Genomic DNA, 12679 nt, shown 5'->3' with positions numbered 1-12679 from the left:
ATGTAGTAATTTCATATCTTGCAGCTAATACCGCTTAACCTTTGAGCGAACCGATCATGACGCCTTTAACAAAATATCTTTGTAAGAACGGATATAAAATGAGGACAGGCAAACTAGCCACTATAATGACTCCGTATTTCATCACATCGACGATCCTTAACATTTCTGCATCGTCTTTAGCTGTAATCATCATATTATCCTGGGTCTGATTCACAATGAGAATTTCGCGAAGAACGATTTGCAGCGGAAATAAGGACTCATTACGCAAGTAAATTAATGCTTGGAAATATGAGTTCCAATGACCCACTACACTGAATAACACCATCACAGCCACGATCGGCATCGAAAGCGGCAGCACAATCTTGAAAAAGAACTTGGCATCCGTGCATCCGTCTATTTCCGCAGCATCCTGCAATTCTTTAGGAATCGTGGATTGAAAAAAGGTCCTGGTTATGATGATATTAAAGGCGCCAACGGCATTGGGAATTACCTGGGACCAGATGGTATTCACCATACCGAGTTCCTTAACCAATAAGTACGTCGGGATAAGTCCTCCACCGAAAAACATCGTGAATACGATAAGAAACATGAATATTTTTCGACCCACCAGATCTGTCCGGGATAAAGCATAGCCGGCACCCAGCGTAAGAGTAACATTGATCGCCGTTCCGAGAGCCGCATAGAACAGTGAGTTCCGGTATCCCGTCCATATCCTCTGATCCATAAATATCCGCTTGTATCCTTCCATCGTGAAACCATCAGGAATGATCCATACCAGACCTCCATTGACGCTATTCGGATCACTAATGGATGAAATGATGATGAGATATAACGGGTACATCACAATGACCATGATCAGAGTCAGAAAGCTGTAATTGAGAATGTCGAACCACCGGTCTGCCCGGCTTTGCTTCAAAATCATGCGAGATCATGCTCCTTCTACCATAAACTTGTCTGTTTCATGGACTTAGCGAGTTGATTAAATGAAATTAGCAGCACAAAGTTAATCAGTGAATTAAACAGACCAACAGCTGTGGAATAGCTGTATTGAGAACTTAACAGTCCGGTTTTGTAAACGTAAGTTTGAATGACCTCAGACGACTCCAGATTCAACGGATTCTGCATTAAATAGATTTTTTCAAAACCTACAGCCATAAAACTCCCGATATTCAAAATAAGAAGGATCATGATGGTCGGCAGGATCGAAGGCAAATCGATATGCCATATTCTTTGAACTTTATTGGCTCCATCAACAACTGCAGCTTCATGCAGATCGGGGTTCACTGCAGTCAACGCCGCCAAATAAATAATCATGGACCAGCCTGCACTTTGCCATATGCCAGAAAAAACAAAAATCGATTTAAACCATTCCGCGCTGGCCATAAAATAGATCGGTTCTGCGCCCAACCATTGAATCAATTGATTAATTAATCCGCTTCGCGGTGATAGAAACAGGTAAAGCATACCTACAATAACGACTACCGATATAAAATGCGGGGCGTAAGTTACGGTCTGAACCAATCTTTTGAATCTTGAATGAGTGACTTGATTCAATAAGAGCGCCAGAACAATTGGAATCGGAAAAGCCGCAAACAATTCATAAACATTAATGATCAGCGTGTTATACAAAACCGTAGTAAATTGAAACGAGTTGAAGAATCGTTCAAAATGCGTAAAACCTGCCCAAGGACTGCCCATGATTCCTTTAACCGCTACGAAATTTTTGAAAGCAATGACCAGCCCATACATGGGAGCATAATGAAAGACAAGAAAATACAAAAGAGTAGGAAGAAGAAATAAATACAATTGATACTGCTTACGAATACGCTTCCATTTATGCCAAAGGAAAGATTCATGCGAAGAATTCGCTTTCATTGATGTCTGATTCGCAAGTTTCAAGAGATCACCTCCAAAATTCATTTGTTATCGATCCACCGTACCGCGGCACCTTAAACAATAACAACATCGGTGGGCAGGGTAAATATGCGGGGTGTATTTGCGGTTGTCATTATACATTGTGACTTGATCTGCATATCATAAAGACCTCTCGCATGGTTCTTTGGGAACCGGAAAGGTCTTTATGGGTCATATTCTACTCAACATCAATATCCGTCCTGTTTCCCCATAGCTTCCGATATTCTCCCGGTGTCACCTTAACGCTTTGCTTAAATTTTCGGATAAAGCTGGGGACATCAAAGTAACCGATTTGCTGAATGAGATCCTTCAACACCATGTCTGTAGATCTGAGTAAATGCTTGGCTTGTTCCATCCGACAGTGATTGACTTCATCCGTAATGGTTTGTCCAGTTAGTTCTTTATAAGATTTCTTCAGATAAGAGGCAGATATCGTAAAATGATCCGCCATCGCCTGTACGGAAAATTGGGAGTCATGATAGTTCGATTGAATGTAATCCTGCATGGCTTGTTTGAGCCCTCTATTCCTGGAATCCGATTGTGAACCCAGAATGTCGGCGCACAAATCTTCGCACATATGTTCAATTAATAAAGCTAGATCTTGAATGGTATCAAATTTAGTCAGGCCGATTACATCGGGGTAAGTCTTCCCGTCTGCCTCCAACCTGCCGTTCAAGCGATACATAGCTTTCAGTATGCAGTTGATCATATCGTAGCAAACACAGCGAACCATATGCAGCGGCATCGAACCGGTTTCAATGATCGATAGTATTTGTCTAACCATTGCCTTCACGGTGTCCGTATCCCCTTGGCGAATGAGTGTCTCCATCGTCTCAATCTCTTGTCGTGGATAACGAAACTCCGAATTGGTATGTTCTGTGATATCGCTATAAAAAATAACTTCATTAAAGCCTTTGATCAGTCTGAAATCCAATGCTGTTGATGCCTCGATAAATGATTTCCCAAGCTCACGAAGATCCAGATACAAATTGCCGACACCGATCGTCACATCGATATCGAATTGTTCGCGAATGTACTTGTGCAGTTGCGTCATGTTAGGTCTCAGCTGTTCACTTTCCGTATCGGCGGTGCAAATAAAGTTGAGTATCGGACCCTCCAGCCCGTCAACGTGATAAGCCTCGAATAACTTGATCATGCTTTCTTCAATTTCCTGAACCAGTTCCGTTTGGCGCTCCCGCTCCATACTGATTAGATCGCGTATGGCAAAGCGCACCACAAAAAACATTGGCTTGGTGAAGCAGATTTCAACCATCTCGGCTTTGGAGCGAAACTCCTCTACATGATTCACGCGACCCTTGATCAAGGTCAATAGCATTTGCTCGCGTACTGCTGAACGATGATTCGTTATTTGCTGCCCCATGTGATGCTTTTCTTCGGCGATTTGATGAATCGCTTGTGTAACATCATTGAAATTGCGAAACGACCCTCCCCATTGTTTACCAGTAAACAATAAAAACCGGCGTACGGGATAGTAATTAACATGTAGTAATACAAAGATTAGCACACTGCCGATCACAATAACCCATATTAATCCGAATAATGCCCTTGTTTGAATCTCGTTGATACGTTGCATGAATTGATCGGTAGGCAGGATCGTAACATAGGTCCATCCGTTATAAGAGGATTTCACTTTGGAGAATGCATAATCATGATCGTTCAATTGCGTAGTACTTGTCCCTAACGGCAAAGAGGCTACCATTGGAGAGATGTCCACCCCTGCAAAGTAAGGTTCATCATGCAAGGATACGATTAACTGCCCTTGACGATCAAAGACCATCGTATTGCCTTCCTTGTATTCCAAAAGGCCTTTTAGCATATTCCTGACCTTCTGTTCTTCAATAATGAACAGGACTGAACCATATGTAATCGTACCGTTGACTGGAAGCGGAACGAGATAGGTCAACACTCTTTTATCCGTTAATTGCGAAGACTCCACTTTCTCCGAAGGGCGGAATCGAGGCGCACGTAATTCAAGCAAATCCTCAGTGAATTGCTGTGATGTCCACGATTCGTACCGGTAAATATTATCAATTAACATGGAAGGCGTGTACGTGCTTGTACCGGAATACAAATACGGTTGCCCATTAATATATATAAGAACGTCTCTGATAAAATCGTTGGACTTGTAATAAGTCAGCAAGTTTTTGGCCTTGACCGCATTGTACATATCTTGCTGTAATTGAAATGGCGTCAACTCTGGTTTGGAAGCGATTTCAGCAGCGATAGTGTTCATTTCCTTGATTTTCAGATCGAAGGACCCCTGAATCTGCTCCAGCATCCGCTGATGATTGCTCGTCACTTCATCCTTCAAAATAACGACATAATGATGATAAACGGACAGACCGATAACGAGCAGAGGTATGAGAAGCAAGATCAGGTAAGATATCAAATATTTATATAACAAAGGAATTTTGTTCAACAATCTTATCATCCCCCAGATGCATTGTTATCATTGTAATGATGAAGAACCATTATATCATAAGACAGAGCTTATTTTACTGATAACGCTTTCACAATGACATATGCCAAATAGATTATCGATTGGCGAAATGTATTTGGAGTGGACGAAGGTATACCATGCGATAAGAACACGACTTCAAAGACGGCGGTGGAGAGTCTAACTATATCAACTTGCTCAAGTCAGCTCATTTCTTGAAATTTATCATTGAATAACTCAAAGAAAACAAAACAAACCGTAACCCCTTATTCGGAGTCCCGGTCTATAAACACTAGACAACTTCATTCAACCGCCCATCCCGAAACCTCACAATCCGCCTTGCTTGTTCCGCAATCAATGAGTCATGCGTAATCAAAATAATCGTCCGACCTTGTGCATGTAATCTCTTTAAAATGTTTAAAATCTCCATACCTGTCTTCGAATCCAGCGCACCTGTAGGCTCATCCGCCAAAATGATCGATGGATCTCCTGCCAACGTTCGCGCTATAGCAACACGTTGCTGCTGTCCACCAGATAACTCCGATGGAAAGTGCTTCCTGCGATCCAATAAATCCACTGATTCCAGTGCATGCAAAACGAATGGCTCTCTTTCCTTTTTGCTCAGCCCCCGATAGATCAAAGGCAACTCCACATTCTCATAAGCACTTAACCATGGCAGCAAGTTAAAACTCTGAAAAACAAATCCAATCTTCTGATTGCGAATCTCAGCTAGCTGTGAATCCTTAAGCACGTTTATTGCTTGACCATCAAGGTCATAAACACCTTTATCTACAATATCCAAACACCCTATGATGTTTATCAGTGTTGATTTGCCGGAACCTGACGGCCCCATAATAGCTACGAACTCTCCATGATCAATATCTAGCGAGACGTCATCTAACGCTTTAATCGTTTCCTCACCCATCGTATAGTATTTACTGGCTTTCTCGATATGGATTAACGTCATAACCTTCACCTCCATTACTTGCACAGGGTCCAAATAAATGAAGTATTCGATTCAAAAGCCTTACCGTTTCGCCTTATAAAACTCATGATACAGCTTCATGAGCGTCCGCTCTTCCCCGCCTAATTCCAGCCCAAATCGCCCAACGACGACTTCCTTCTCGCGATCGTCCAAGATCTCCAGATTGCGATAGATTTTACTCTTCTCTATCTTCAGCTGTACCTTATCCACGACATCATCGGCCTCCGTGCCAAGGATGTCGATCAACGTAATCTCATTCCCCTCTTTGTCCGTTCCGATGGGATCATGCAAGATACATCCTTACGCGTTTTCTTAAGCGAACGCAGATGCATAAGGATCTCGTTCTCAATACAGCGAGCGGCGAATGTCGCGAGCTTGGTCCCTTTGTTCGGCGAGAATGACTCGATGGCTTTGATCAATCCGATCGTCCCAATCGAGATTAAATCCTCGAGATCTTCCCCTGTATTGTCGAATTTTTTGAGTTGTGTACTCGAAGCAACGTAACCAACGGTCAGTAAAATGGTTTATCTAAAACACATGGAATCCGTTTCTTAGCATAAACTGTCCATTATTCTCGATAATTAGCTCAGTAGCCGTTAAGGATCTTGCTCTGTACGAATTTGTATCTCCTCTTTCAATCCTCTTATTGTTCTTACTTCCCAAACCGCTGGTCACAATATTGCCTGATCGCCCGCTTCGAACTATGGACTGAACGTCGCTGATGAACAAAAAAATACTCCCCAAGACAGTGTCGCCTTAAGGGAGTCTGTAATTGTTACTTGGCAAATTCCAATACCTTCAAAAAATTCTCCAGACACTTATTTCTTATTTATTAAAGCTTGAGCATCTCGAAGCAGGTACGTTGCAGCTTCACTTGAGACATGTTTACCTGCTTGCGCCTGCACCTCGCTCACGAAACTCTCCACATTGCCTTTATCCAATTTCTTTTGCAAGCTATTGGCAATTCCGGCATTATCAATCCAGTTATTCTTGGCAAAGCGAGTGATCAGTGCCTTTAAAGCGTCAATGCTTGTCGTCGTCTGAAACGTCACTGTTACGCTAGCCGCGTTCCCAGCCAAGTCGCTCGAAGCCACCATAAATGTATGCGAGCCAAGCGGCAGCGTATAAAGCGGGATGGGCGTTCCTGTCTGGAAAGAATAAGTATCCAGCGTTACAGTAGTCCTACTGCTGTCAACCCCCGACATGCCGTCGTTCACTAAAAACGTAGGCGAGATATCCCCATCATCGCTAAGGTCTCTATTTCCCACTAATCCAGAAATGCTGATTGTTGGTGCAGCTACATCCAGGTTAAAGCTGACTGTCTTCACGACTTCTACGTTGCCGGCATTGTCTGATGAACGGTAGCTCACATTATACTTACCGTCCTGATTCATGGTAATGGGTCCCGTATATGTTCGCCATGTTCCCCCACCATCTAGATTGTACTCCGTCAGTATTGCACCTGACTGATTATCGGCAATCAGGTTTACCGTAACCGGATGTACGTACCATCCGTTCCGTCCATCTGGCTCAGACGGCGCTAGAACAGCTCTCGTTGCCGGTATGAGGCTAGTGACCGTTATATTCGCTACGGCTTTAATTGATGTTCCATCCACTTTTCCATACACCTGAAATACACCACTCTGTGCATATTGCATTGGATCAATCGCATCCCAACTAACAACTGCCGTATCTTGACTCGTGTTTTCGTAGATGACCCAAACCGTATCAGGCAGCACCGGAGCTTTGCTGATTGAGGTTGAAACAGCAACAGGCTGAACGCTTTGCACATCTTTACCGTCATAAAGGACCTTTATTTGTTTCGCCGTCATAGCACCATTATAAATCCGGAAATCGTCTACTGTTGCGTTCAGTTGCGCTCCATTACCATATCCGGATACACCGATTTTCTTAATATCGGATGTAGCGGTTATCGAATTAAGATCCCCATCCGTATCAATCTGTTGGGAGATACCGTTCTTGTAAATCGCCGCTGCCTTGGTCTCTGAATCGAAGGTGAACACTACATTTGTCCATTCGTTTAGAGGAAGGAAATCATCCGGCCTCGCTTTCACAAAGAAATTACCCGTTCCGTCGACCATAACCAAGCTGGAGACATCACCGTTATAAGTGACGAAAAATCCATTAGCCGCGTAATCGTTCTCCGGTTTGAACCACAGTAATATGTTCTCATTAGCATTCATGCTTGTCGTCCGCTTGATCCAATAAGAGAGTGTAATCTTGTTCGGCTGCAAATCTCCGCTCCTGCCTAAGTCTACGTAATTTCCGCTTGTGCCGCTGAATGTTAAAGCACCATTCTGATGTCCACTCGGTTCCCAAGCAAGCGATCCTTTCGTCGTTCCATCATGTCCGTTACCCGATGCGTCGATAACGCTGGTGCCATTTGCTTCATCAAATTTGTACCGTGCAACCAATGAAGGGAACGGATCCAACATGACTCCCGTTACAACAATATTCGCTTTTGTTTTCAAAGTCGTAGATCCAACCACAGTACCCGCTACAGTGAAAGAATTGCCTTCTGAATCATACCGGGAAGGATCGATATCATCCCAAGTTACCGGAACGTCAATGATACTGGCATTTTTCAAATGAGCTGTTACGGTTTGCGGTAATTTCGGCGCCACTTTCTCCTGTGTAGTAAGATTGACTTCATCTAAAGATACAATATCATCAAAAGGCGGTGCCGCGAGTGAAGCGATTTCCGTCGCACTAAGCGCACTACTGTAGATTCGGAAGTCATCCACAATGCCATCCAAATAAGGATCCGCGAACTGAGATTTTCCGATATAATTATTGATCGTTTTCCCTAAACTCGATGGATTCAGAGTGATGTTCGTGTTGATTCCAACCTGCACGCCGTCAACATAGAGAATCCCGGTTGTTCCGGAAAGGGTGAACGCCACATGTTTCCATACGCCAGTAGGAAGAGCTGGTGCATCGATAACCTGTTCTTGTCCCGGCCCATTCCCGGTCGTTGTGATGCCAAACTTCATCCCCCCTCCGCCTACTTTCGGGGACAGGTACATATAAGTATTCGTTCCGCTTCCGAAGTCGAATATTCTTGAATAATTGCCCAACTTATTTGCTTTCACCCAAGTAGAAATCGTAATATCATGTACGCGACTTAGGATGCTCGCAGGCATTTTCACGTAACTATCCGTGCCGTTTAATTGCAATCCGTTGTCTTGCTTGCCTTGAACCCATGTTGCCGAGCCCTTTAGAGTTCCATCCATGCCATTGCCTGTTGAATCGGAGGCTGTTGTTCCACTTGTCTCGTTAAATGTATATTGTAAGATGACCGGAGGCAAGGGTGGTGCAGGCGCTACCGAAACTGTAACTATATCTTCGGAAGATAACTCCGAGTCGCTTACTCGCAGCTTGAATACATAATCCCCAGCAGCGGATACGGTTACATTCGTATTCAGTGCAGAAGCGTCAGCAAACGTTGCCGTACCTGGTCCGTTCACCAAGCTCCATTGAGCAGTTAACACGCCGCCAGGAAGATCATCGTCACTAGCCGTTCCTTTTAAACTAACATCATCCGGTAAAGTAATCGAACTATCGGTACCAGCATTCACGATCGGTGCTGTATTCGCATCCTTTATTCCTTCTTGTAGCTCAACTGTATAAGTTGCTGCCGCTCCAGCATTAATCGTAAGCGTTGCTTTAGAGCCATAAGCATTCAATTTTCCTTGATGCACACCGTCAACTAAGATATCATAGGTCGCTTTTTTAAGTCCCGTGAACGCAATTCTTGTTTGATGCTGCATACCGGGCGTTACGTTTTTCATGCTCAGCTGAACGTAGTTCTTGCTCTTTGCTATTGTGACATTCATAAACTGATCTCGATCCAACTCTAAGTTAAGCTTTTCGGTGATCAGATTTATACGCTTGAACACACCGTCTTTTGGCGTAATGTCGTAGTTCGAGCCGCTATCCGTTACATCTGCGCCATATCCCGTTAACCCGAAAATCGGATCAATGGCTACATCGCTGCTCAGAATCTTGATCGCTCCGAATAACCCTAAATCGGACTCACCCGTCATCCCTCTCCATCCGTTAAAAAGAGGTCCGCCATCTAGACCCATTGCGCCGTAGTTTCCTTTTTCCGCTTGATACGTCCATGAAGACGCACCGATGTTCGCGGGGTCTGAGCTAATTTGTCCAGAGTTAATAGCACCGATATTGGCAATTTTGGCAGCGTAAGATAAGCGCTGTTCAACCTCAGGCGCTGCGGAATGATTGCGAATCCAGTCATCCATCGTATAGCCAGCGAGTGAAGTCGAGTACTGAAAGTTCCACCAGTTCTCACCCGTAATCGTCACCGGATCTGCATAATAATACCAGATCGGCATTTGCCCGCGATCGGCTCTTGTTTTTGCAATAATTTTGCTCATCATCGTCGTATTGTTGTTCATTTTGGCTAACGTATACACCGCTTCTTCGCCGGTATTGTCATAGCTGTACTCAGAGCCATACGGATACGTCGTGTTTTTAAAATTGTTATACTTGGTAGCCATCTTAGCGATGAGATAATTCGCCTCAGCCGTGAACCCCTCGTCCTGCAGGGCTTTGATAATGTCAGGTGTCGTCAACTCTCCCATAAGACCTGTCTCCCAGTTGTACGCAACCGGACCATCATATAAGGCTTTGAAAATATTATATGTCCGCAGAAGATACTCTTCTTTCGTGTGCTTATATGCGACAAGATCAGGATACATCTTGGCAATCTTATACATGCTGAAGTACGTATTATAAATATGAGGGTAAGCGTAGCCACGATACGTCGGCGTTGTGTTTGGCTGATTCATTAAGAAATCCGGAACCAGATAATCCTCATGATGTCCGTTCATTAGATTGGTCCAAATGGCCGTCTCCAGATAGTCATCGACCGCTTTAACTTCCGAGGCAATCGGGACCTGCGAGTTCTTTTCGGCCAAAAATTGTCCATGCGTTAATCCCCAGTCATCGCCCCATCCCCAATAACCATTGAATCGGTTTCTAGTCGTTTTATTTTGCATCATCCAATCGTCAAAAACCTTATCTCTAATGGTTCCCGGATCATTATATTGCGTCTTTTCTACCATAAAAGTGGAATGTCTCTGCAATGCGGCGTCAATAGGCTCAATCGCATAAAATTGCAGGACGGTTTTTTCCCCGTTTCCATATTGAACGGTAAGATCATTCTGTCCCAGATGGCCCAGTGTGAGCTCGTAAATCTTGTGGTTGGCAGGGGCCGTATTCAGAAAAGTGATCATTGTCTCAGATGGATATTGTGCGGTAACGGAAGTTATGTCTTTGAACGTATGCAAATCGATCTTGGCCTTCATATTGGTTGCAAAAATCATCCCTGGCACCACGGTGACATCAACGAGGCCCTCGTCGTAGAGCTTGGCTTTCACATCGTTATCATCAACTGTTTTAAAAAACTTAAAAGCATAAGATTTACTCTCACTCGGAGCAAGGATCAGGCTTGTATTCGGGAGGTACCCCTTATTGGTACTCTTGATCACGTTAGAATGGATATAGTAGACATTCAGTCCTTCCACCCAGCCTGCCGAATCATTCGTCCAGTTGCTGCCCGGATGCTCCTCACGCTTCCAGCGGTCTTGATATTCAAAGCCGGCGCCGGTCGCTGCATCAGGAACCAAAAGCACGGAAGGACCGATGCCGCTTGGCCTTTGAATCGTGATATACGAGCTGTTATTACCAACAAACGAATGATTCAAAACTCTAGTTTCATAAATACGGTCATTCGGCGCCTGCCATAGTTCATTAAACGGCAAAGGGAGGCCAAGGTCCCCAATCTCTAGAGTCTGGTTGCTCGTATTTTCAATAGCAATCGTCCATTTGACATAGTCATCCACTAAAGCATATTTTTCAATAACCTTAAAATTCCGGATCCCCTCAGGGTTTGAAGCGTTCTCATACGTAACTGTAATTTCATTCCCACTCCTCGATATCGTTCTACCGTCATCTGACTTGCTTGTCCAAGCCTTCGTCCATTCCCCGTTTCCAAGCTTGTATGTAAACATCAGTTCCCCGAGCCATTGATGGTCGGGCGTATTCTGGTTTGGAGCATTGGTTGGATTCATCACATATTCCGTAGGGAATACATCCCCTTTTAGCTGTAATGAGGTGATTTCACCATGGGTTCCTGTCTGTATGTCAAAAATATCATTGGATAGACTGTCCGCGAGAGATTCAGCAGACGCCACTGAAGATAGGAGACACAACAACATGATGGTAAAACAAAGAGAAATCGGCAGCACTAGTAGCTTCTTTAATCCAACCCTATACCTATCCGACCTCCGAGATTCCGTTACTTCCATCCTTGTTACCTCCAATTTAGATGTAGTTGTGTTTTTAACCTTTTATCCCTGTAGTAGCAATCCCTTGATAAAATACCGCTGGTTACGTCAACACCTCCCGCTGATAAGAAACGACAACATCCCGAACCAATCGAATATATGCAGACCAAATGGGCATCCGTGATGCGTACATCCTCAAAGGAAAGGTCTGGAGATTGATCGTCATGTACTTGCTCCCCGTTTTTTTTATAAATTTCATCATTCTGGTAAGCGCTTTAATAGTTATTCTACATGGTGTAATATGGAAATTATATAGGGATTTACAACCACATTTTTAAAAATTACAACCTGTTCCATGGGGCGTGAATAAATGAATACATCCCCAATTCTCCATTTTATCTCGCCCCCCGTGCCTTATTTTATCGATTGCGGACGCACTTTTTTCCATGTTGACGAGCAGCATATTAGTAGAAACCAGATCGGTGTATTTGATTTAATGGTAGTGACCAAAGGGACTTTACATATAGGGGAAGGAATGTTGGAGTGGACAATCCAGAAGGGTGAAGCCTTCATACTGAGACCTGATGCGAGTCACTAGGGTTCCACGCCTCACCACCCTAACTACTTGGCCAAATGCATGCTTAAGGTGTATGGCGTAACGCCAATGGACTATTTGCTCCAATTTCGTATAGACTAAGAAAAACCCGAGGCTGTGACTCAGGTCCTTGTCTAAACCAATACGTTTGGGCATGGAGAGGGAATTGGATATGGGGTTCCAACTATTAAACGATGCTAAACGATTTCAAATACGGACACCGCAAAGCGCCGCTTTTCCACCCCATATCTAAGATCATCATTTACAGAACCTACAGCAATAGCTGCAGGATACTGTGCTGGAAAATCAATTTTATTAATACCATCATTTCCAGAAGCTACAATAATAAGAATACCAGCATTTTTAACAGCTCTTATTGCATCTTGCAATGCTGC

6 protein-coding genes and 3 pseudogenes are annotated in these 12679 nt (G+C 43.9%); 1 reads left to right on the top strand and 8 read right to left on the bottom strand.

From position 1 onward, the window contains the following. Nucleotides 1-34 precede the first annotated feature (34 nt). The 7 genes and pseudogenes from GC102_RS21865 to GC102_RS21840 all read right to left on the bottom strand — a co-directional run. Nucleotides 35-922: a carbohydrate ABC transporter permease gene (locus GC102_RS21865; protein ID WP_171691372.1), complete on the bottom strand. Its 888-nt coding sequence runs from the start codon at nucleotides 920-922 to the stop codon at nucleotides 35-37. A gap of 17 nt (nucleotides 923-939) precedes the next feature. Further along, complete coding sequence (locus tag GC102_RS21860; protein WP_171691389.1) at nucleotides 940-1875, bottom strand: ABC transporter permease; 936 nt, start codon at nucleotides 1873-1875, stop codon at nucleotides 940-942. A 217-nt stretch (nucleotides 1876-2092) separates the two neighbouring features. After that, the gene (locus GC102_RS21855) at nucleotides 2093-4357 is read right to left on the bottom strand and encodes a helix-turn-helix domain-containing protein (protein ID WP_171691371.1); all 2265 of its coding nucleotides are present in this window, start codon (nucleotides 4355-4357) and stop codon (nucleotides 2093-2095) included. A 307-nt stretch (nucleotides 4358-4664) separates the two neighbouring features. After that, complete coding sequence (locus tag GC102_RS21850; protein WP_171691370.1) at nucleotides 4665-5339, bottom strand: ABC transporter ATP-binding protein; 675 nt, start codon at nucleotides 5337-5339, stop codon at nucleotides 4665-4667. Between the two features lie 60 nt (nucleotides 5340-5399). Then, nucleotides 5400-5839 (bottom strand): annotated as a pseudogene (locus GC102_RS21845) (sigma-70 family RNA polymerase sigma factor); the annotation flags it as partial. 336 nt (nucleotides 5840-6175) lie between these two features. After that, a pseudogene (locus GC102_RS40665) lies at nucleotides 6176-7636 on the bottom strand (OmpL47-type beta-barrel domain-containing protein); the annotation flags it as partial. A gap of 186 nt (nucleotides 7637-7822) precedes the next feature. Then, nucleotides 7823-11620, bottom strand: a pseudogene (locus tag GC102_RS21840) (DUF5695 domain-containing protein); the annotation flags it as partial. A 439-nt stretch (nucleotides 11621-12059) separates the two neighbouring features. Here GC102_RS21840 and GC102_RS21835 point away from each other — a divergent pair. After that, entirely contained in the window at nucleotides 12060-12287 is a 228-nt protein-coding gene (locus tag GC102_RS21835; RefSeq protein WP_171691369.1) for a hypothetical protein, read from the top strand. A gap of 194 nt (nucleotides 12288-12481) precedes the next feature. Here GC102_RS21835 and GC102_RS21830 read toward each other — a convergent pair. Beyond that, a partial coding sequence (locus GC102_RS21830) for a S8 family serine peptidase (RefSeq protein ID WP_246321049.1) occupies nucleotides 12482-12679 on the bottom strand: 198 nt, incomplete at its 5' end.

The organism is Paenibacillus germinis (assembly GCF_013141785.1).
Classification (GTDB): Bacteria; Bacillota; Bacilli; order Paenibacillales; family NBRC-103111; genus Paenibacillus_E; species Paenibacillus_E phytorum.
Note: the sequence above shows the minus strand (reverse complement) of the source record. Positions and strands in the feature narration are given on the sequence as shown.